The sequence below is a fragment of the Levilactobacillus yiduensis genome, from assembly GCF_024718525.1.
Lineage (GTDB): Bacteria > Bacillota > Bacilli > Lactobacillales > Lactobacillaceae > Levilactobacillus > Levilactobacillus yiduensis.
Genome location: NZ_JAMXAZ010000007.1, coordinates 20580 through 41923 on the forward strand (window position 1 = coordinate 20580; position 21344 = coordinate 41923).

At 54.0% G+C, this 21344-nt stretch carries 18 protein-coding genes; 1 reads left to right on the forward strand and 17 read right to left on the reverse strand.

What is annotated here, in order from left to right:
• Window positions 1-7 precede the first annotated feature (7 nt).
• From rnc to NGM66_RS05590, 6 genes are all read right to left on the reverse strand, one after another.
• Window positions 8-703 (reverse strand): ribonuclease III, encoded by a 696-nt coding sequence (gene rnc / locus NGM66_RS05565; RefSeq protein ID WP_208909795.1) that lies wholly within the window; start codon window positions 701-703, stop codon window positions 8-10.
• Window positions 704-900: 197 nt separating this feature from the next.
• Window positions 901-1152: an acyl carrier protein gene (gene acpP, locus NGM66_RS05570; protein WP_208909798.1), complete on the reverse strand. Its 252-nt coding sequence runs from the start codon at window positions 1150-1152 to the stop codon at window positions 901-903.
• A 75-nt stretch (window positions 1153-1227) separates the two neighbouring features.
• Window positions 1228-2262, reverse strand: coding sequence for a phosphate acyltransferase PlsX (gene plsX / locus NGM66_RS05575; protein WP_208909800.1), 1035 nt, complete (start codon window positions 2260-2262; stop codon window positions 1228-1230).
• A 751-nt stretch (window positions 2263-3013) separates the two neighbouring features.
• Window positions 3014-5047 carry an ATP-dependent DNA helicase RecG gene (recG, locus tag NGM66_RS05580; RefSeq protein ID WP_208909806.1) on the reverse strand — a complete coding sequence of 678 codons (2034 nt, stop codon included), beginning with the start codon at window positions 5045-5047 and terminating at the stop codon, window positions 3014-3016.
• Window positions 5048-5119: 72 nt separating this feature from the next.
• Window positions 5120-6811, reverse strand: coding sequence for a DAK2 domain-containing protein (fakA, locus tag NGM66_RS05585; protein ID WP_208909807.1), 1692 nt, complete (start codon window positions 6809-6811; stop codon window positions 5120-5122).
• 32 nt (window positions 6812-6843) lie between these two features.
• Complete coding sequence (locus tag NGM66_RS05590; protein ID WP_125575174.1) at window positions 6844-7206, reverse strand: Asp23/Gls24 family envelope stress response protein; 363 nt, start codon at window positions 7204-7206, stop codon at window positions 6844-6846.
• Between the two features lie 232 nt (window positions 7207-7438).
• On the opposite strand from NGM66_RS05590, the gene rpmB reads away from it, so the two are divergent.
• Window positions 7439-7624, forward strand: coding sequence for a 50S ribosomal protein L28 (gene rpmB / locus NGM66_RS05595; protein ID WP_125575175.1), 186 nt, complete (start codon window positions 7439-7441; stop codon window positions 7622-7624).
• A gap of 672 nt (window positions 7625-8296) precedes the next feature.
• On the opposite strand, the gene NGM66_RS05600 is transcribed toward rpmB, so the two are convergent.
• The 11 genes from NGM66_RS05600 to gmk all read right to left on the reverse strand — a co-directional run bounded on the left by NGM66_RS05600 (window position 8297) and on the right by gmk (window position 20962).
• Complete coding sequence (locus NGM66_RS05600; protein WP_208909808.1) at window positions 8297-8971, reverse strand: thiamine diphosphokinase; 675 nt, start codon at window positions 8969-8971, stop codon at window positions 8297-8299.
• Entirely contained in the window at window positions 8971-9624 is a 654-nt protein-coding gene (rpe, locus tag NGM66_RS05605; protein ID WP_135367930.1) for a ribulose-phosphate 3-epimerase, read from the reverse strand. Before rpe ends, NGM66_RS05600 begins: the two co-directional genes overlap by 1 nt.
• 12 nt (window positions 9625-9636) lie before the next feature.
• Entirely contained in the window at window positions 9637-10533 is an 897-nt protein-coding gene (rsgA, locus tag NGM66_RS05610) for a ribosome small subunit-dependent GTPase A (protein WP_208909809.1), read from the reverse strand.
• 302 nt (window positions 10534-10835) lie between these two features.
• Entirely contained in the window at window positions 10836-12866 is a 2031-nt protein-coding gene (gene pknB / locus NGM66_RS05615; RefSeq protein ID WP_208909811.1) for a Stk1 family PASTA domain-containing Ser/Thr kinase, read from the reverse strand.
• Complete coding sequence (locus NGM66_RS05620; RefSeq protein ID WP_258115438.1) at window positions 12866-13612, reverse strand: Stp1/IreP family PP2C-type Ser/Thr phosphatase; 747 nt, start codon at window positions 13610-13612, stop codon at window positions 12866-12868. The genes pknB and NGM66_RS05620 overlap by 1 nt, the downstream gene beginning before the upstream one ends.
• Window positions 13613-13624: 12 nt before the next feature.
• Window positions 13625-14968 (reverse strand): 16S rRNA (cytosine(967)-C(5))-methyltransferase RsmB, encoded by a 1344-nt coding sequence (gene rsmB / locus NGM66_RS05625; RefSeq protein ID WP_208909815.1) that lies wholly within the window; start codon window positions 14966-14968, stop codon window positions 13625-13627.
• A complete protein-coding gene (fmt, locus tag NGM66_RS05630) occupies window positions 14968-15912 on the reverse strand; it encodes a methionyl-tRNA formyltransferase (RefSeq protein WP_208909817.1) in 945 nt (314 codons plus the stop codon). The genes rsmB and fmt overlap by 1 nt, the downstream gene beginning before the upstream one ends.
• Before the next feature lie 487 nt (window positions 15913-16399).
• Window positions 16400-18817 carry a primosomal protein N' gene (gene priA, locus NGM66_RS05635; protein ID WP_208909819.1) on the reverse strand — a complete coding sequence of 806 codons (2418 nt, stop codon included), beginning with the start codon at window positions 18815-18817 and terminating at the stop codon, window positions 16400-16402.
• Window positions 18818-18828: 11 nt separating this feature from the next.
• Entirely contained in the window at window positions 18829-20040 is a 1212-nt protein-coding gene (gene coaBC / locus NGM66_RS05640) for a bifunctional phosphopantothenoylcysteine decarboxylase/phosphopantothenate--cysteine ligase CoaBC (protein WP_208909821.1), read from the reverse strand.
• 88 nt (window positions 20041-20128) lie between these two features.
• A complete protein-coding gene (gene rpoZ / locus NGM66_RS05645) occupies window positions 20129-20344 on the reverse strand; it encodes a DNA-directed RNA polymerase subunit omega (protein ID WP_061776946.1) in 216 nt (71 codons plus the stop codon).
• Window positions 20345-20347: 3 nt separating this feature from the next.
• Window positions 20348-20962, reverse strand: coding sequence for a guanylate kinase (gmk, locus tag NGM66_RS05650; RefSeq protein WP_208909824.1), 615 nt, complete (start codon window positions 20960-20962; stop codon window positions 20348-20350).
• Window positions 20963-21344 lie beyond the last annotated feature (382 nt).

A 21344-nucleotide genomic window follows, 5' to 3' on the forward strand; every position in this document is an offset into this window, starting at 1 on the left:
GTCATCCTTACTCTTCTTTCAAATTCGCCAACGCGTGGCGCGCGGCATTTTGTTCCGCGTGTTTCTTCGAGTGGCCGTGGCCCTCGCCCAATAACTTGTCATCCACGTACACGGCGACCTTGAAGGCCCGGTCATTGTCGGGCCCCTCTTCGTCTAACAAGCGGTAGTCGATGTCGACCGGACCGTTTTGTTGGACCAGTTCTTGCAATTCGGTCTTGTGATCGAAGAACTCGTCGAAGCGGCCCTCATCGAGCTTGGGGAAGACGACCTTCGTGACGAACGGCACGACCTTCTCCAATCCCTGATCCATGTACAAAGCACCGATGAATGATTCAAAAATATCGCACAACAGGGAATCCCGTTGCCGAGCCTGAGCCTTTTCTTCGCCCTTGCCCAAGCGAATGTACTTGTCAAAATGGCATTCGCGAGCAAAGCTGGCAAAGCTCTGTTCATTGACCATGGCGGCCCGTAGCCGCGTCAAACGTCCCTGGGGCATCTTGGGGTAACGCCGGAAGATGTAGTTGGAGACGACCAGCTGCATCACGGCATCCCCTAAGAACTCGATGCGCTCATAAAATTTCAACCCCTGATTGGGATGTTCGTTGACGTACGAAGCTTGGGTAAACGCTTCGTCGAGTAACGATTGATCTTTAAAATGAATATCAAAATTTTCTGCTAACTCTTGATTTAATCCAGCAATCACGCGCTAATTCCCTCATTTCTTCTGTAACTCTATCAGTACCTATCGTTCATTTAAAGACATACATGCCTATTATACCTGAACCCGGTCACCACAACGGCGATTTGCCAAAAATTTTCGGCGAATCGCCGAAATTTGCCCCATCTAAAGCGTGAAAGAGCCCGGGACGACGTAATCGACGGCCCGGACTCGCTCAGTGTTTATTTTTCTTGGTTTTGGTGAGCGTCGATGTAATCAACGACTTCGCCAATCGTGTTTAGCTTTTCGGCATCTTCATCCGAAATCTCAGCGCCAAACGTGTCTTCCAATTCCAACACGAATTCCACGAAATCAATGGAATCGGCGTCAAGGTCTTGCTTGAAGTTCAGTTGGTCGTTGATGGCATCCCAGTCGGTTTCAAACCGGTCGGCGATGATGTCCGCAATCTTGTCAAAAATTTCTGCTTTTGTCATTGTAATCCCTCACTCACAGTATTCAATAAGTAGTCTAACCGTTTTGCCGGTCCTTGTCTAGCCAATTATAGCTGGCTACTTCAAGGATTCCTTCAACGCCGCCATCTGGTCACCGTGTTCGGCAAAATACGTGACTAACTGGTCGGCACTCTTGCTGGCAAGTAGCTCCCTGATCTGACCGATGGTGTTCTTCACGGTTGGTGCCTTCGTGGAACCATGCGTCTTGACCACGGGTGCTTTCAAGCCCAGCAGGACCGCCCCACCATACTGCGAGTAATCCATGGCACTCTGAACATTTTTGAAGACGGGTTTCAACAGGCCGGCCCCCAACTTACCGCCGAGACCGCCGCTCATGATTTCCCCTTTGATCAGCTTTAACATGGACAGGGCCGTGCCTTCAATGGCCTTGAGCGTCGCGTTACCAGTAAAGCCATCGGTCACGACCACGTCGGCGGCCCCATTTAACAATTCACGCGATTCCACGTTGCCGACAAAATTAATTTCGTCCATGGCTGATAAGGCGTCGTGAATGGCCCGGTGCGCCTTGTCACCCTTGTCCGCTTCGGTCCCGTTGTTCAAGAGGCCCACCCGGGGATTAGCCACGTGCATCACGGATTGGGCGTAATACTGCCCCATGATGGCGTATTGGACCACGTTAAATGGCTTGGTATCGGCGTTAGCCCCCACATCGAGCATGACGAAGCTGGACTGGTCTGGCTTGCGCAAAACGGGCAAAGTCGTGGTCAACCCGGGCCGGTCGATGCCCTTGATCCGGCCGACGATCAACAGGCCCGCCGCCAACACGGCCCCAGTATTGCCGGCAGAAAAGAACGCGTCGGCCTGGCCTTCACGCACGGCCGTAGCGGCCAGTACGATGCTGGATTGTTTCTTGCGGCGAACGGCGCGTACCGGTTCGTCTTCCATGGCAATGACTTCCGGTGCCGAGATCAGCTCGATGCGCGTGCTGTCCTGCAGCAGCGGCTTGACCTGTTCTTCTTGACCATAGAGTAAAAATTCCAGGTCCGGATAAGCATCCCGGGCCAATTCGATGCCCTTAACGATTTCTGCGGGGGCGTAATCGCCACCCATTGCGTCTACGGCAATTTTCATGAGTACCCTTCCTTTGCATCACGTCTACGTGCTCAGACGGTATTTTTTGGTTTGATTCATTGTTTTAAAATGGCTGACGAGATTGATGGGAGCTGGCCGCCTGCCGTTACGCGAAATTCTAGGCTGGAACGCTGGGGAAGGACCGGGCGAGCCACAGTACGGTCTCGCCCTTGCTTTAAGCCGGAAACCCACCGTCTTAAAGTCACCAATTTCGTAGCAAAGTACGCTACGAAATTCCCCGGCTGAGCCTAGATTTCACTTCACTCTCGGCTTAGGTGGTCCTCGTCAGCAATACTGACTTAAACCATCCTCGACCACTGAGTCATCGACAGATTCACTCCCACAGTGGCAGTAAAACACTGACCTAGCTGCCAAGGCTACCACCACCGTAGCCGATAGTTCGGCAAAGATGGGCTAGACTTCCCAACCACAAACGTGGCTAGGCGCACACCCCCATGTAACATCACAGACAACACACATCCGTGAACCTTAAACACACCATGAATCACCAACTGACGGTCGTGGACACCCACCACGTCAGCCGTGAGTGGAGCAAAACTAGGCTCAGCCGGGGAATTTATCTGCGGTCTTTGCTGATAAATTGGTGTCTTTGAGACGTGTTCTTTCGGCTCAAAGCAAGGTCCGAGACCGCATTTTGGCTCGGGCCGTCCTCCCCAGCGTTCCAGTCCTAGTTTTGCGGAACGGCAAGGCGGTCAGTCCCCGCCATGTCGCCAACCACGACCAATAACGTCTAGTCCATGGTCGTGTTTTGGTGAGCGGTGGTGCTGAGGAAGGCGGCGAGGGCCAGATTGGCATCCTTGTCCGCCCAATCAGGTGCGGCCACCGTTTCCTTTGCGGCCTGTTGTGCGGCGCTCAAGATGTTCAGGTCCGCCACGGGATCGCCCACCTTGAAGTCGGGCACCCCAGACTGCTTTCTCCCTAGAATATCACCTGGGCCCCGCAATTCCAAATCCTTTTGCGATAACACGAACCCATCATTGGTACTGGTCATGGTCGTCATCCGTTCCACGGCCAACTGGTTCTTGGGGTCCGCAATCAAAATACAAGCCGACGCGCGCGTCCCCCGACCGACCCGGCCCCGCAACTGGTGCAGTTGTGCCAAGCCAAAGTGATCGGCGTCATAAATCATCATCAACGTCGCGTTGGGCACGTCGACCCCGACTTCAATCACGGTCGTGGCGACTAACACCTGGAATTCATTGGCTTTAAACGCCGCCATAATGGCATTTTTCTCGTCGTCTTTCATTCGGCCGTGTAGGAGACCGACCTTGTACTCGGGTTCAAATTCTTCTTTGAACCGCGCGTAAATGGCCTCGGCGTTTTTCATATCCACGGCCTCCGACTCCTCAATCAAGGGGGTGACCACGTAGGCTTGCGACCCCGTGCTCAGCTCCGCCTTGACCTGCCGGAGCGTGGCATCGACCTGATTACTACGAATCCAGGTGGTCTTGATGGGTTGCCGGCCGGCTGGCAGTTCATTGATGACCGACACGTCCATTTCGCCGTACGCCGTAATGGCCAGCGTCCGCGGAATCGGCGTTGCCGTCATGGCCAAGACGTCGGGTTGTTGGCCCTTCTCACGCAAGGCTTGACGTTGGTTGACCCCGAAACGGTGTTGCTCATCGATCACGGCCAACCCCAACTGATGATAGGTCACTTCCGGTTGAATCAAGGCGTGGGTCCCAATCAAGAGGTCGACGCCGCCTTGGGCAATCTGTGGCAGTAACGTCTTGCGCGCACTGGCCTTGGTGGCCCCCGTTAGTAAGGCGACGTTGACCGGAAAGTCGGCAAACAGCTTGGCCAAATTATTGGCGTGTTGCTCGGCCAGAATTTCCGTTGGCGCCATCAAAGCGGCCTGGGCACCCGCGGTAATCGCGGCGTACATGGCGATGGCCGCCACGACGGTCTTCCCACTACCGACATCCCCCTGTAACAGGCGATTCATGTGGACCGGTCGTTTCAAATCGAAACAGATCTCGTTGACGACCTTCTTTTGGGCGCCCGTCAATTCGTATGGGAGTGAATCGATGAAGGCCTTGAGCTTGGGCAAATCGTAATGCAACGCCTGACCGTGTAGCGTGTGGTCTTGTTGGCGCACGATTTGTAACCGCAACTCAAATAAGTAAAATTCCTCAAACTTCGCCGTCCGCCGCGCGGCTTGGGCGGCCGCACCGTCCGCTGGAAAATGCATGTCGTGGATCATTTGCTTGCGGTGTAACAGGCGGTACTGTTCGCGCAGGGGTTCGGGAATCAGGTCGACGATCACGGGTTCATAGGCCTCGTAGGCCGACGTTACCAACTTTTGAATCGTGCCCTGACGAATCTCCTTATTGGCCGGGTAGATCGACCCCATGCCGCTGTCGGCGCTGGCCAAGATCTTCATCCCCGCCAGCGACTGCCGTTTGGCATCAAAGCGACCGTAGACCACGATATCATTGCCGACTTCCAGCTTGTCCTTCAACCACGGCTGATTGAAGAAGGTCACCGGGATCACGTTGTGTTCGTCCAGCAACAGCCGAAAGTTCAACCGATTTTTCTTGCGGCCAAAGCGCGTCAAGACAGGCGCACCAGCCACCGTTCCCTTAAGTGTGACCTTAGCTTGGTCGCTCAGTTCTGCCGGATCCTTGGCCTGCAGATCCTCGTAACGGAAGGGAAAGTACGTCAAAAGGTCATTGATATTTTCAATCTCCAGGCTGTTTAGCGCCTGAACCCGCTTGGGGCCGACTCCGGCCAATGCCGCCACGCTATCACTTAAACTTGTCATTTCGTTCCCTCCCGTCAGTTAGATAGCGAAAAAAAGACTGGACGGTCAGCCCAATCTTTTTTCGTTTACCGGTTATTCAACCGAAATCAAGAATGGGTAAACCGGTTGGTCCCCTTCATGAACTTCTGTTTCTAGTTCGTCATCTAAGGCCGCGACCTGTTGTTGCAGTTGGTCGGCCACGTCTGCCGTGGTATCGGCACCATAAATGATCGTCACAATTTCACTGTCGTCATCAAGCATGGCCTTAACGGTCGCCACTGCGGTCGTTAAGAGGTCAGCGTCGGTCACCTTGATCGTGCCGTCGACGATGCCCATGTAATTGCCTTCCTTGATGTCAAAGCCATCCAATTGCGTGTCGCGAATGGCGTGGGTGATCTGCCCACTCTTCACGGCGCTCAAATTGTCTTCCATGGCTGCTTGGTTTTCGTCCAATTCAGCGTCCGGATTGTACCCGAGCATCGCGGTCATCCCTTGTGAAACCGTCTTGGCATGCACAATCACAGTGGGAATGTCGGCGACCTTAGCGGCTTGTTCTGCGGCTAAGAAAATATTCTTGTTGTTGGGCAACACGATGGCGCGTTTGGCTTGGCTCTGGTTGATAGCATCCACGATATCCTGCGTACTTGGATTCATGGTTTGACCACCGTTGACCACGTGGGTCACACCCAGGCTCTTGAACAGCGTTCCCAGGCCTTCACCGGCCGCAATCGCAATGATGGCCGTGTCAGCTGGGGCTTCTTCAGGCGCCGTTGCAACAGGTGCGTTGCCGGCCTCTTCATCGTGTTCCATGATGGTTTCTTGTTGCATCCGCATGTTGTCGACCTTGACCTTAGCCAGGTCACCGAATTCTTGGCCCCAAGCAATGACCTTGCCGGGGTGTTCCGTGTGGACGTGGACCTTGACGATTTCCTCGTCGTTCACGACCAGCAGAGAATCCCCTAAGTCAGCCAGGTACTTGTAGAAAGTGTCGTAGTCAAAGTCGTGCTTGACTTGCTTCCCACGGCCGATACGGACCATGATTTCTGTACAGTAACCGTACTTGATGCTGTTGGGGTCCAGCTTCCCTTGCACGCTTTGGTGGTGGGCAGCATCGATCATTTCGTCCATTTCAGCATCGTCTGGCTTGTAGTCGCCCTCTTCAGCCACGCGACCGTTCAATGAGTCGTTAAAGGCTTCGAGCACAAACGTCAACCCTTGACCACCGGAATCCACGACACCGACTTGTTTCAAGACGGGCAGTAAGTCTGGTGTCTTGGCCAAAGCCGCCTTGGCCGCCTCAAACACGGCATCCATCACGGCTAAGACGTCGTCGGATTGCTTAGCCGTGTTTAAACCGGCCTGAGCCCCTTCACGGACGACGGTGAGGATAGTTCCTTCAGTTGGCTTCATAACCGCCTTATAGGCCGTTTCTGCGCCCGCTGCGAAGCCATCCGCCAAATCCTGTGCGGTCAACACTTGCTTGTCGGCTAATTTTTTGGAAAAGCCGCGGAAGATTTGGGACAAGATGACCCCGGAATTTCCCCGAGCGCCCATCAGTAAGCCCTTGGCCAAAGCAACGGCCAGAACCCCGACGGCCGTACTATCGGCATCGCGTTCGTACTTGGCCCCACTTTGAAGTGAAAGGCTCATGTTGGTCCCCGTGTCCCCATCTGGAACCGGGAAAACATTGAGTGAGTTAATAAAATCAGCGTTTTGGTTTAGCTTTTGCGAGGCGGCTTGGACCATCTTACCAAACTCAAGATTAGTAATTTCTGTTACTTTCAACTAAGTTTCCTCCTTGATTTCAGTACGTCTGGCTAATCAGCCAACACCCGCACCCCTTGGACAATCACGTTAACTGAGTTTGCGGTAACCCCCAGCATGGTTTCCAGGTTATATTTGACTTTAGCTTGCACGCTACGAGACACTTCAGAGATCTTCGTGCCATAGCTGGCAATGATGTACACGTCAATGGCCACGCCGTTTTCTTCCTGACGTACGACCACACCGCGGGCGAAATTCTCCCGCCGTAAAATATCATTAACGTTATCACGAATCTGATTCTTACTTGCCATGCCCACGACACCATAATTATCAGTCGCGGCACCCCCAACTACGGTCGCAATTACTTCATTGGTAATATCAATTGTTCCGTACTGAGTCTTAATCTTAACGGCCATGGAAATAGCCTCCTTGTCTGGATATAGAATCTTAACAGAAATTAATCTTACCACAACCCACGCAAAAATAGAAATAGGAAGACCAAAATGCGTGTTCTGACGGTAAATAAGTGTCAAGCAAAATTACTTGAAAGAAAACATTGCGTTCGACAAAAGAGTATGGTAAATTAGTCAGGTGAGTAAAAAGCACTGCTTTTTAAAAGTAATGAATCCATAAAGGAGGGTTTACGCCATGGCAAAGGATTTTATCAACGGTAAGCGGACGCGCTTCGGTAACAAGCGTTCTCACGCTTTGAATTCAAGTCGTCGCGCTTGGAAGCCGAACTTGCAAAAGGTTCGCATCTTAGTGGACGGTAAGCCAAAGAAGGTCTGGGTTTCAGCTCGGACTTTGAAATCAGGCAAGGTCACTCGCGTCTAGTTAACGACACGATGAATCTTAAGAGCACTAACCAGTTTTTGCTGGTCGGTGCTTTTTTATTGGCCTTAAATCATGCTGGCCGCCTACCGTTACGTGAAAGTCTAGGCTGGAACGCTGGGGGAGGACGGCCCGAGCCAAAGTTCGGTCTCGAGCCTTGCTTTGAGCCGAAAATTCACGTCTCAAAGTCACCAATTTAGTAGCCAAAATCGCTACTAAATTCCCCGGCTGAGCCTAGATTTCACTTCACTCACGGCTGACACAGACTATTTCAACTAAAAGTTGTAAGTTGATAATACTCAGCCGACAAGGATTGTGAACACTAAAGTAGTCCACACCGCCACCTGTGACTGTCGGAGATTACCCACAAAACTTGCAAGAAATCGCTGAAATGGCAACGTTCGTCCACACTAGTGGGTAACCTGTCACATAGCCGAGAGTGAGCTGAATTTGGACTCAGCCGTGGGCGTTTTCAAGTGGTCTGCTTGGAAACTGGCGTCTTCGAGACGCGATTTTCGGCTCGAAGCGAGGTTGAAGACCGATTTTTGGCTTCGACCGGTCCTTCCCACAGCGTCACGGTCCAAATTTGGCGAACGGTAAGGCGACCAGCACCGATCACATGACATTCAAAGACTCATTTTGTCCCCGTAAACCCTGGTGTCACCATGCCTGTGACTACTCGTGCCGGGCCTCGTACGTGTCGCAGCTTTGGATCACGCACAATACGCCGGTGTCGAACTGAAACTCCCCCGTCTCGCCCACAAACTCGTTGCTGGCCAATGAGATGGGATACGGAATCGGCTCGTCGTGTAGCTGGTATTTTTCGTCAATCAGGCTCAGATGGTCGATGGACGTCAGCGGAATAAAGGCCAGATAATTTTTATCTGGTTCTTTACGCAGCTGGTAGTGACCGGGCAGGTAAAATGAAATCGTGTTTTGCTTATCGATCAAGCGAATGCGATTGGCATACCGCTTGTACTGAGGTTCCAGCACGATAAACAGGTTCGCTAAAAAGTGGTCGAGGCGGCCACCCGTCGCGCCGTAAATATCGACCCGTTCGGCGCCGTAGTCACCAAAGGCCACGGACACCGCCATTTGGGTATCAGTAAAATCTTTTTCGGGTTGCGACTGCCGAATATCTTTGACACTTCGCCGGACACGTTGCAGCTCCGGTGCGGCCAGGGAATCAAAATCCCCAATGGCTGCTACCGGTTGAACATTGTGTTCGATCAACCGCAAGGTCCCCCGATCAACGCCAATCCAGGGGCCAACGATTTTTTCAGTGAGGTCCGCTGGCCAATCCGCCTTCGGGCCCCCCACCAATAAATTAAACGTTCCGCCCCGAGGCATTATTTTGTTGCGTCCTTCAGGGCTTGAATCCGGGCAGCTGGGTCGTCGGCGTTGAAGACGTATGAACCAGCTACAGCAACCGTGGCACCGGCGTTTGCGCAGTCAACAACGGTTTGATCGTTGACCCCACCATCGACTTCGATATCAAAATCATACCCCTTGGCCTTCTTGATGGCATCCAGTTCAGCGATCTTAGCGACCGTGCTGTGTAAGAACTTCTGACCACCAAAGCCAGGGTTGACCGTCATGACCAAGACTTGACCGACCATGTCCAAGACAGGTTCAATCATCGCCACTGGCGTCCCCGGGTTGATCACAACTTCTGGGGTAGCCCCAGCGTTTTGGATCATTTGTAAAGCCCGGTGAATGTGTGGCGTTGCTTCAACGTGGACCCCGATGATGTCGGCGCCGGCCTTGGCAAAGTCTTCAACGTAGCGTTCTGGGTTTTGAACCATCATGTGAACATCCAAGACCATCTTCGTAATTGGCCGAATTGCCTTGACCCAACCGGGGCCGTAAGACAATGCTGGGACGAAGTTGCCGTCCATGATGTCGATGTGTAAGACCTCGGCACCCGCCTGGTCGACCTTTTCGATATCTGGTTGTAGGTTCACGTAATCCGCACTTAAAATTGATGGCGCTACTTTAATCATAAAATCTCTTCCTCATTTCTTCTTGTTATAAATTGGTTTTTGATTCTTTAACAACGTGAGTAATTGTAAATAATTGTCGTACCGGCTCTGCATGATGTCACCAGCAGCCAACGCCGCCTTGACAGCACAGCCTGGCTCATTGACGTGCACACAGCCGCGGAACCGACAATCGGCAGCCAAGGCCATGAATTCTGGGAAATAATGGCACAGCTCGCGATAATCCAGCGTCAGCGTCTCGTAAGATGAGAAGCCCGGCGTGTCGGCCACTAAGCCACCCGCGATGGGCATCAGACTGACTTTCCGTGTGGTATGCCGCCCACGATTCAGTGCCGTGGAGATCTCACCCGTCGCCAGCTCTAAGTCTGGCGCAATGTGATTCAACAACGTCGACTTACCGGCCCCGGTCTGGCCCATGATCACCGTTTCCTTATCTGCTAAGGTCGCCTTGAATTGGTCCAACCCCGCTGTCGAGAACGGCTCACGACTCAAGATCACCGGATAGCCAACCTGTCGATACCCCGCCGCCAATTTTTCAAAATACTGGTAACGGTCATCATCGATCAAATCGGTCTTCGTGAAGTAAATAACGGGCGCAATGCCACTCACTTCTAGGGCAATCAGCTGGCGATCCAACAGACCAGTCGAAAATTCCGGCTGGGCCACGGCGGTCACGACGACCCCCTGGTCAATGTTGGCCACGGGCGGGCGCGTCAGTGAATTGTCACGCGGCAAGATCTCTAAAATGTAGCCTTCCTGCGGTGTCGAGCTTTCAAAGGTCACGCGATCCCCGACCAGCGGTGTAATCTTGCGTTTCCGAAAGTTCCCCCGTGCTCGGGTCCGATACATCTGACCGTCGCTAAACACATCGTAGAAGCCACTAAGCGATTGACGAATCTGTCCTTCTGACATGCAACGCCTCCTTTATGGGTTTGTTTCCAGTTTACACTACTTTTCAGGCTGGCACTAGTTTTACTGTAGTTGTGTTAAATATCACAACTAAGCCAGTCGTCTGACAACACATCCCGCAACGCGTTCCTCAGAGCAGGCGGAACCCCTGGCAGCCGCAGGTAACTGACACGTTCAGTACGGCAATTTGACGAGTGGTCGTCAATCAATATGCGCTTAACCATTGGCACGGCCGTTTTCCCATCCACGACAAAAAAGCCCAATTCCCATTATACCGAGAATTGCGCTTGATTTGCAGCACTTTCTTAATTTTTCGTCACGTGGCTATCCGACGCAATCACGTGACCGTCACGCACCACCTTGTACGCCCCGGCCTTGCCGGAAGCGACGGTGAATGGCAACGTCACGCTGGTGTCTGAGGTGATCGTCATTTGCTTGTAGATGGTGCTGAGTGAGTGGTCTTGGTCCTTCAAGTAGATCTGGACCAGGTTTGAGGCCGACGAGCTACTACTGCTACTGCTGTCGTCATCACTGTCCGAGTCACTGGAACTTTCGCTAGCACTATCGTCAAACGGAATCTTCACGTTAACGCTGAACTGATCGACGCTAGAACTGCTTTGACTCTCCATGCCCCGTGACATGGTCAACGTAACCTCGTCACCTTCTTGGACCACGGCCCCCTCACCCGGCGACTGCTTGATGACGCGGCCCTTGGTCACGTCATTTGAGTAGGCGTAGTCAAATGCCAGGTTCAAGTTGTGGTTGGTGGCGTAGCTTTGCGCCTGGGCCTTGGTCTTGTTAGTCAAATCAGCCAAGGTGACCGTTGCCGACCCCGTGGAGACCGTAAACGTGATATCCGTTCGAGACGGAACGACGTTTTTTCCGGACGGCACGCTTTGTTGCATGATGCGCCCAGCCGGTACACTGGTCGAGTGGACCGATTCGCGGTGGACCGTAAAGCCCAACGCCTCCAGCTTAGCAGCGGTGCTGGCGTACGCATCCCCCTGGTAATCGGCCAACCGGTACCGCTTAGGCCCAGTACTGATCCACAGATCAACGACCGTGTGGCGTTTCAGCTGGGTCCCCGAGCGTGGTTCGGTACGAACGGCCCGGTGAATCTTGACTGTCCCGCTCGCCGTCTTGTGCACCTTGCCCACCGTTAAGTAGGCATCGGCTAGCCGGCTCTTGGCCACCTTTTCCGTGCGACCTGCCACGCTAGGCACACTGGTCATCTGTGGCCGAAAGAGGGCCATCCCAATCAAGATGCCTGCCACCAACAGGAGGACGACCAACCCGGCCAACAAGAACTTGCGCCGCCGGGGATGGCGGGTCTTCTTTCGACCCTTTTTCCCGGTGGGTTTGGTCTTTGCACTGGCCTGGTCCGCGGATGTCGAAGCATCCGTCGTCGCCGCCTTGGCGTCAGTAGGCTGTGACAGATTCAAGGCGCTCAACGGCAAGACCTTGGTCTCCCCATCGTCGTCTTGGACCGGCGTGAATTTGACTTCGCCCGCCCGCTTTGGCGACAGCGACGTCTTTAGATCCGCCGCCATACTCGCCGCGTCGGCGTAACGGTCTTCGGGCCGTTTGGCCGTAGCTTTGAGCACCACGTTTTCCAATGCTTGGGGAATCCGGGGGTCAATTTCACGGACCGAGGGAATCTCTGATTGGAAATGCTTCAGGGCAATGGAGACCGCCGTTTCGCCTTCAAACGGGACCGTGCCCGTCAGGAGTTCGTAGAGGATGATCCCCAACGAATAGATATCGGACTTCTTGGTCGCCATCCCCCCACGGGCCTGTTCCGGCGACAGATAGTGCACGGAACCCAGCACCGTGTTGGTCTGCGTCAGGCTATGCTCTGACAAGGCCACGGCGATTCCAAAGTCGGTGATCTTGGCGACCTTGTGCTGGTCAATCAAAATATTTTGTGGCTTCAGATCCCGGTGAATGATGTTGTGTTCATGCGCCGTTTGCACCGCACTGAGAATCTGTTCCATGATGTGAATGACTTCTTGATAGGCAATGGGGAAATGGGCCTTGATGTACGCCTTGAGGTCGGTCCCCTCGACGTATTCCATGACCAGATACTGCATCCCATTTTCTTCGCCGACGTCATACACCTGCACGATGTTGGGATTGACCAGCTCAGTCGCGGCCAACGCCTCACGTTGAAAGCGCCGAATCGTGCTGGGGTCATCCCGCAGATCGAGTCGTAATAATTTTACCGAAACATCACGGTCTAAGATCAGATCGTGTGCTAAATACACGTTGGCCATACCACCCTCACCGAGCGCGCGAATGATGCGGTACCGGCCACTTAACGTATAACCCGTCCGCATTAGTCCGCCACCTCCCGTGAGAAGTTGGTCAGGAGCAACACGGTAATGTTATCGAGGCCCCCGGCGTCATTGGCCAATTCAATCAAGTAATCACATTTTTCCTCGGCCGACCGGTCACTGGTCAAGACGGCTTGAATCGTCTGGTCATCGACCATGTTGGTCAAGCCATCCGTACACATCAACAGCTGATCATTTAAGACCAGTGGGTAGGTGTTGAGGTCAAACCGGGCATCGTCAGAAATGCCCAACGACCGGATGATGACGTTTTTTTGCGGGTGATGGCGCGCCGCTTGACGACTGATCTCACCGCGTCTGACCAATTCATTGACCAACGAATGGTCCTCGGTCAGCTGGCGCAGTTGCCCGTCCCGTAACAGGTAGGCCCGGGAATCGCCAATGCTGGCAATGACGACTTCTTCGGTAAAGTACAGCGCCGCCACCAGTGTGGTGCCCATGCCGTTCAGGTCCGCAAACTGGTTAGACTTGTCGATGATCGACTGGTTTTCCGCGGTAATCTGTTGCGTGATCCACTCACTGGCCGTCGTCGGCGTGGTGAGCTTCGTTTGCTCAAACTCGTGGCCCAAATGCGAAACGGCCATGGCACTTGCCACGTCGCCGCCTTGGTGCCCACCGATGCCATCGGCAATGATGGCCAGATGCTGGCCGGCTAAGTTCGTGAAAACATCGACATAATCCTCGTTGTCATTGCGCTGCTTGCCAATGGACGTGCGGTATGCCACTTTCATGACTGGTCACCCCTACTTCTTCTTCCGAAAGGCACTCACGAAGAACCCATCTGAATCGAAATCATCCGGATAGATGTTCAACGTGTCCGTGGTCCGGTCAGCCTTAACGTCTAAGGCCGTTTGCACCCGCATGGATTCGAAATCCGGATGGGCAGCCAAGAACTTGGCCGCCACGTCCGCGTTTTCCGTGTCTAAAATGGTGCAGGTACTGTAGACCAGGATACCGTTCGGCTTTAATTTTTCACTCACTGTGTCCAAGATGCCCAGCTGTACTCGCTGTAACTGTTGAATATCTTGGGCAGTCTTTTCATAACGAATCTCTGGTTTCCGGCGAATCAAACCCAACCCAGAGCACGGTGCATCGACCAAGATCCGGTCAAATTGCTTCTTGGGGAACTTGTCGTTGATCTTCCGGGCGTCTAACGCCACGGCGTCGACCCGGTCGTCCACGTGCAGGCGTTCTGCGTTGGCTTCAATCAGGTTGACCTTCTTGGGATGCAGATCTAGCGCCGTGACCTTCCCACCAGAATGGGCGTCTAACAACGCCGCAATCTGGGTGGTCTTGCCCCCAGGCGCCGCACAGGCATCTAAGACCTGGTCGCCAGGCCGGACCTGCAGCGCTTCGACCGGCAACATGGCACTCTCGTCTTGAATCGTCAGCTCACCGGTCTCAAAGACGTTGCTTTGGTTGGCCGCTTTGTCATCCAAGCGAAAGGCATTGGCAGCGACCACACTTGGCGTTACCGTGTAGCCTTGATCCGTCAGGGATTGGGCCACTTCTTCTTTAGTCGCCACCGCCGTGTTGACCCGTACGGATTGCGCGGCCGGTTGGTTGATGGTTTCTAAAATGCTGACGGCCTTGTCGTCGCCCACCTGCTTTTGAATCGCCGTTACCAGCCATTCAGGCACGGAGTATTGCAGGCTCAACCGCTGTGTCGGGTCCTGAATCTTGCTTAGATCTGGTAAGCCTTGACGGTCAATGGCGTGCAAGACACCCGTCACAAAGCGCCGAATGCCTTCGTGACCCCGGTCTTTGGCCAATTGAATGGCCTCGTTGAAGATGGCTCGTTTAGGCACCCGGTCCAGGTAAAGTTCCTGGTACAGCGCCACGAGTAGCGTCATCTTGACCCAAGGCAAGACCTTTTGATTTGGCTTGACGAAGCCTTCTAAGTAATATTCCAACGTTAATTGGTGTTGGATCGTTCCGTAGACCAAATTGGTCACGAAACGCCGGTCCACGTCACTTAAATTGTGACTCTCTAACGTCTGTTCCAGTTGTAAATTTGAGTAAGCCCCGTTTGCGACTCGGGTCAATGCTTCGACCGCTAAAGCCCGCGGTGTCGTGTTTTTTGTCATTATTCAGCCACCTGTTCGCCAATTGTCAATGCGTCGCTCGTCCCGTTCAGAAAGTCCGTGATACTTAGCTTGGGCTTGCCAGCCGGTTGAATCTCGTCTAATCCTAATACACCGTGTTCCCCGGTCGCAATCGCCAAGTGGTGTTTGTCATGGCTGACCAATGATCCCGGCTTGAGGTCGGTCGTTTGGTCCAAGACCGTGACCTGCCACAGCTTGGTCCGCACGCCGTTTAAGTAAATGTGGGCGATTGGTGCTGGCCGCAATGCGCGGACCTTGCAGTCGATCAGGTGCGCACTGAGCGTCAAGTCAATGCGTTCCTCGTCAGACTTGATGGTCGGCGAGAAGGTCACCAGCTCTTCATCCTGTGGTACCGGCGTGATCTCACCAGCTAGTAGCTTTGGCAACGTCTCCAATAAGAGGTCGCGGCCCAAGTCGCTGAGCTTGTCAAACATGGTGCCCACGTCGTCTTGGTCCGTAATCGGAATAGCCCGTTGCGCTAGGACATCCCCGGCATCCATCTTCTTTTCCATGAACATGATGGACACGCCGGTCTCCTTGTCGCCATTCATGATGGCGTAATGCACGGGCGCGCCACCACGGTACTTTGGCAGTAAGGAGGCGTGCACGTTAACGGCTGCGACCTTGGCTGCCTTGAGCAACTTGGTCGGCAAAAATTGACCAAAGGCCGCCGTCACGATCAGATCCGGCGCCAGTTCAATCGCCCGCGCCATCTCGGGACTCCCCGAGATTTTCTGTGGTTGGAGCACTTCAATGTCGTGGGCAACCGCGACTTCCTTAACGGGGGAAGCGGTCAACACGTGTTTCCGTCCCACGCGCCGATCTGGTTGCGTCACCACGGCCAAGACGTCATAGCCATGGTCGATTAAACTACTAAGGATGGGTGCCGAGAATTTCGGCGTGCCCATAAAGATTACTGAAGTCATGTACTGCACCATACTTTCTGATAGTTTTTACTGAATTACTTGTTCGATTAGATTAGTGGTAGCTGTCCGCCTTGCCGTTACGTGAAACTCTGTCCGCCTACCGTTCGCCAAATATGGGCCGGAACGCTGTGGGCGGACGGGTCGAGCCAAAGCGCGGTCTCGACACCTCGCCTTTGAGCCGAAAATCACGTCTCAAAGACGCCAGTTGCCTAAGCGGCATGAATCGCGCCGCTAAGACAACTCCCACGGCTGAGCCCATACTTGGCGAACTCTCGGCTACGTTAGCAGTTGCCAGCAACGATGCCTACTCACACCGACAATAACTGTCAGCGTTTTAGTGAGCACCGCCACTGTTGCTGGTGAACTAGCAGGAATGACACCGGCATAGAACGCTCAAGCGTCTAATTACTACCGACTATCCCGCTAACGATCAACAACCCGTTTTACCTCTTGGCAACAACCGCCGGAGACAACTGACATGCTCTTGTTACATAAAGTTCATCGGCTCGGGGTCGATGGTGATGGTCAGGCCGTGGCGGGCCGGGATTTGGGCCGCTTGGCGGATCTTTTCCAGCACCGCCTTGAGCTGCGGTTCCTTTTTATATTTGATCACAACTTGATAATAATACTTCCGCTTGACCCGCGCAATCGCCTTGGGCGTCGGCCCTAAGATAATTGCGTTGTCGCTGAGACCCTTTTGCAGTTGACCCACGATTTGATACATCGCCTTGGCCGCCTTCGCCTCGTCCTCGTGACTGGCCGTCAGCTGGACCGCGAAGTAATACGGCGGGTAATTGCCCTGATGCCGCATGTGCATCTCCGTGACGAAGAAGCGCTCGTAGTCCTGTTGCTGGGCCAGTTCGATAGCGTAATGGTCCGGGTTGAAGGTCTGGATGAACACCTCACCTGGCTTTTGCGCCCGCCCGGCTCGACCACTGACCTGCGTTAACAGCTGGAAGGTCCGCTCACTCGCCCGAAAATCAGGTAGGCCGAGCGCCGTGTCGGCGTTTAACACGCCCACCAGCGTGACGTTAGGAAAGTCCAGCCCCTTGGCAATCATTTGCGTGCCCAGTAAAATATCAGCTTGGTGTTGGCCAAACTGCCGCAGGATCTTTTCGTGGGCCCCCTTGCGCCGCGTTGAATCCACGTCCATCCGCAAGATACGAGCTGTGGGAAATTCCTTTTGCAAAGCCGTTTCCACCTTCTGGGTCCCGGTGCCGTAGTACCGAATCTTACGGCTATGGCAGTTGGGGCAAACGTGAGGAATGGCTTCTTCGTGGCCGCAGTAGTGGCACTTCATGGTGTGGGTATCCATGTGAAGTGTCAGGGAAATATCGCAGTTGGGGCATTTCAGCACAAAGCCACAGTCCCGACACATGACAAACGACGAGTATCCCCGCCGATTGAGCATCAAGACCATTTGTTCTTGCCGGTCCAAGCGCGTTTGAATCGCGTTGATCAGCGGCTGGGAGAAATCCCCTTCGCTGCGTTGCTTGACCTCTTCGCGCATGTCAACGATGTGGACCGTCGGCAGCGGGTGGTCGTTGACCCGTTTGGCCAAAACCAGCCGCGTGTACAGGCCCTTGGCTGCGCGGGCCCGTGTTTCCAGGGACGGCGTGGCGCTGCCCAACACGACGGGACAGTGGTTGTAGCGGCCCCGCCACAGGGCCACGTCTCGAGCGTGGTAACGCGGATTTTCATCTTGTTTATAACTACTTTCATGTTCCTCATCCATGATAATAATCCCGAGGTTGCGGACGGGGGCAAACACGGCTGAGCGCGCCCCCACGACCACAGTGGCTTCCCCGCGGTCGATGCGGCGCCACTCGTCGTACTGCTCACCCTTGGACAGGCCACTGTGTAACACGGCAACCTGGTGGCCAAAGCGGGCCTTGACCCGGTTGACCATTTGCGGCGTTAGGGCAATTTCTGGGACCAGCATCAAGGCCGTGCGCTGTTGTTGGAGCGCTACCGCGATACTTTGCAGGTAGACCTCCGTCTTCCCACTCCCGGTGACCCCTTCGACCAGAAAATTCTCGGTGCGCTGGTCATCAACGGCACTGGTGATTGCCGTCACGGCCGTCTGTTGCTCGACATTGAGTTGTAAAGGCTGCGTCGGCTTGACCGGTTGATGGAACGGATCACGGTAGACTTCTAACGGCTGTTTGACCAGCCACCCCTTATCCGCAGCGGTTGAAATGACCGCCGTGCTGACATCAGCGGCGTGACTGACTTGGCTTTGGGCCACTAATTTGTCCGGTGCCATCGTCTGTAAATACGCCAATAACTCGGCTTGCTTCGGCGCCTTCTTGGCAACCGTTGCCTGAATCTCCTGAAGCTTGGCGACCGGTAACGCCGGCTTGATGCCCGTCGTGGTCTTGGCGGCCGCCTTGCTGGTCACTTGGTAGACCACCTCGACCTTGCCGGCGCGTTGCAGGCGTAACAGCCCGGCCAACGTACTGGCATCTAATTTGCTAGTATCAAAGTCCCGCGGCGCCCCATCTGGGAAATACGTCTGCATGTCAGCCGCAGACAACGGTTCGGTCGGTTGAATCTGCCGTTCCGTTTGGGCCTTCAAGAGGTTCGGTAACATGGTCTGGATACAGGTGATGCGAAAGGCATAGGTCGTGTCTGCCAGCCATTTGGCCAGCTGTTGGAGCTCATCATCTAAGACGGGCGCCAGGTCCAAGACAGACTGAATCGGCTTCAGTTCGCCATCAAAAGTCGTTGCGTCGCTAAGACCGACCACGACGCCTGACACCACGCGATGACCGCGACCAAACGGCACCGTGACCCGCATCCCCAGCTGTACTTGATGTTCTAATTCGGCTGGAATGGCGTAGGAATAAGGTTCATTCGTCTGCATGGTTGGCACATCAACGATAATTTGGCCAATCTGGGCCATGGTGACTCACCTCACTTTTCTGCTAATAATTGGGCGACCCGGTCGACTAATGCCCGGGCAATCAAAACTTTGCTGGTCTTAGGCGTCTGGTCGGTCACGCCATCTGGCATGATGAAGGTGACCTGATTGTCATCCCCGTTAAAGCCGATGTCGGTTCGAGAGACGTCGTTGGCGGCCAATAGGTCTAGTGACTTGCTTTCAAGCTTCTTTTGCCCGTTTGCCAGCAAATTTTGCGTCTCAGCGGCAAAGCCCACCGTTACCTGGCCAGGGTGCTTGATGGCTGCCACTTGTTTTAAAATATCGGGTGTTTTCTTGAGTTTTAAAATAAATTCATCGTTGTCAGCCGTCTTTTTGATCTTCTGGTCAGCCGTAACTTCCGGTTGGAAATCGGCAACGGCCGCGGCCATGACCAGTGCATCGGCCTTAGGGAAGGCGGACAGAACTGCTTGTGAGAGATCCGTGGTACTTTGAATCGGCACCACGGTCACGCCAGCGGGGACCGTCAGCTTAGTGGGGGCTGTGATCAGCGTCACGTCAGCACCCGCCTGTCGTGCGGCGGCGGCCACGGCGTATCCCATTTTGCCGGACGAGTCGTTGGTCAAAAAGCGCACGGGATCGAGGCGTTCGCGCGTCCCCCCCGCCGTGACGATGACCCGTTTGCCGGTTAAGGTTTGGGGCGTGAAGAGTCCCAGTTGACTGACCTGAGCAACGATCTCGGCGGGTTCTAAGAAACGCCCCTGTCCCGAATAGCCTTCAGCCAGTTGGCCGGTCGCCGGCGTGAGCACATGGGTCCCATCGGTTTGTAACAACTGGACGTTGCGCTGAGTTGCCGGGGCCTGCCACATGTGGCTGTTCATGGCCGGTACGACGACCTTGGGTGCAGCGGTCGCTAGCCAGGTGGCACTAGCGGCGTCGTTGGCCAAGCCGTTGGCCAGTTGGGCCATCAGGTTGGCCGAGGCCGGGGCCGCAATCGCCAGGTCCGTCCAGTCTGCCAGTTCTACGTGGGCGATCTGTCCTTGGGCCTGCCACCAATTTTCATCCGTCATGACTGGCGCCTTGGTCAACGCCGCAAAGGTCGCCGCCGTCACAAACTGGGCCGCCCCCGCGGTCAACACGATGCGTACCGTGGCCCCCGCGCGTTCCAACTCCCGCGCCAACAAGGCGGCTTTGTACGCCGCGACACTACCACTGACGGTCAAGGTGATGTGTTTATCTGCAAACATTGCGTTCCCTCCAATTCAACTTGCCACTACCTTGATAAAAAAGGCCAGATTACCCAACGGCAACCTGGTCTTTCCTGAACCGCCAAACTTAGGCGTCCAGATCCTTTTCGTCCGGATCGATCATTAAAGCACCGGCAGCGATTTCTTCCAATGCCCGACCAATCGTCTTGGGCGACTTGTAATCGGTCAAGAGTGGCTTGGCACCGGCGTCCAACTCGTGGGCCCGCTTACTAGCCAGCATAATCAAAGAGTAACGGGAATCAACTTGTGCTAATAAATCATCAACTGAGGGATAAAGTAACATCTTTTATTCGTCTCCAATCATTTGTTCGTAATCCGGCATGACCCGGGTTACCCGTAAACGTTCACTGCGGATAATCATCTGGATGCGGTCAACAGCCTTGCTGACCTCGTCGTTGACCACGGCATAGTCGTAGTTACGCATCATCCGAATCTCACCAACAGCCTTCTTGATACGCTTGTTAATGACGTCCATGGCATCTGTGCCCCGACCGATCAGGCGGTGTTTTAATTCCATCAAGTCCGGTGGCGTCAGGAAAACGAACACAGCGTCTGGGCAGTTGGCCCGAACCTGCATGGCCCCATTGACTTCAATTTCCAAGAAAACATCTTTTCCCTGATCAAGGGTCTCATTTACATATTTTAACGGGGTACCGTAGTAGTTGTCAACATACTTGGCGTACTCCAGCATTTCCCCATTACGAATGTTCTCTTCAAATTCTTCCTTCGAGACAAAGTAGTAGTCGACACCATTGACTTCGCCTTCCCGCGGTTTCCGGGTGGTCATTGAAATCGAGTACGAAAAGTCGGTCGCCCCCGTTTCAAATAGCGCCTTACGAACCGTTCCCTTACCAACTCCGGAAGGACCCGAGAGCACAATGAGCATTCCACGTTTAGCCATCGTTTAAAAATCCCTTCATCACAAAATTTAATTAATCCGCCGTTCCCCAAATTCAGGTCGACGGTTAGCACCAGATTGCTTGGCGCGAACTATAATCTATAGGTTACTATATTACCACTATTCAGCGGTAAATACTGCATATCCGGCCTATTTCTCGAAAAAAACCGGTGCGGACTGCCTACGCTGGGATTGGGAAACGTCAGTCACCGCTACTCGGCTTGGCGAACAGGTCACCACTAACGGTAAAAACGGTCCGAGAAAAAATAAGTAGTCGTCTTAAGGCAGCCAAAGCCAGTTGGACCGGGATGTTCCCGTAATGAGCAAAATAATCGAACAAAAAGGCTTGCAATCTCAAACAAACGTTCGTATAATAAAAATACAA

Coding starts and splice junctions, on each gene's coding strand:
- rsgA (WP_208909809.1), bottom strand. CDS start 10,533: ATGTCAGAAGGACAGATTCGTCAATCGCTTAGTGGCTTCTACGATGTG.
- NGM66_RS05620 (WP_258115438.1), bottom strand. CDS start 13,612: ATGAAAGTGGCATACCGCACGTCCATTGGCAAGCAGCGCAATGACAAC.
- recG (WP_208909806.1), bottom strand. CDS start 5,047: ATGACAAGTTTAAGTGATAGCGTGGCGGCATTGGCCGGAGTCGGCCCC.
- gmk (WP_208909824.1), bottom strand. CDS start 20,962: ATGGCTAAACGTGGAATGCTCATTGTGCTCTCGGGTCCTTCCGGAGTT.
- plsX (WP_208909800.1), bottom strand. CDS start 2,262: ATGAAAATTGCCGTAGACGCAATGGGTGGCGATTACGCCCCCGCAGAA.
- rpmB (WP_125575175.1), top strand. CDS start 7,439: ATGGCAAAGGATTTTATCAACGGTAAGCGGACGCGCTTCGGTAACAAG.
- acpP (WP_208909798.1), bottom strand. CDS start 1,152: ATGACAAAAGCAGAAATTTTTGACAAGATTGCGGACATCATCGCCGAC.
- fmt (WP_208909817.1), bottom strand. CDS start 15,912: ATGACTTCAGTAATCTTTATGGGCACGCCGAAATTCTCGGCACCCATC.
- NGM66_RS05600 (WP_208909808.1), bottom strand. CDS start 8,971: ATGCCTCGGGGCGGAACGTTTAATTTATTGGTGGGGGGCCCGAAGGCG.
- rsmB (WP_208909815.1), bottom strand. CDS start 14,968: ATGACAAAAAACACGACACCGCGGGCTTTAGCGGTCGAAGCATTGACC.
- rpoZ (WP_061776946.1), bottom strand. CDS start 20,344: ATGTTACTTTATCCCTCAGTTGATGATTTATTAGCACAAGTTGATTCC.
- coaBC (WP_208909821.1), bottom strand. CDS start 20,040: ATGTTTGCAGATAAACACATCACCTTGACCGTCAGTGGTAGTGTCGCG.
- priA (WP_208909819.1), bottom strand. CDS start 18,817: ATGGCCCAGATTGGCCAAATTATCGTTGATGTGCCAACCATGCAGACG.
- NGM66_RS05590 (WP_125575174.1), bottom strand. CDS start 7,206: ATGGCCGTTAAGATTAAGACTCAGTACGGAACAATTGATATTACCAAT.
- pknB (WP_208909811.1), bottom strand. CDS start 12,866: ATGCGGACGGGTTATACGTTAAGTGGCCGGTACCGCATCATTCGCGCG.
- rpe (WP_135367930.1), bottom strand. CDS start 9,624: ATGATTAAAGTAGCGCCATCAATTTTAAGTGCGGATTACGTGAACCTA.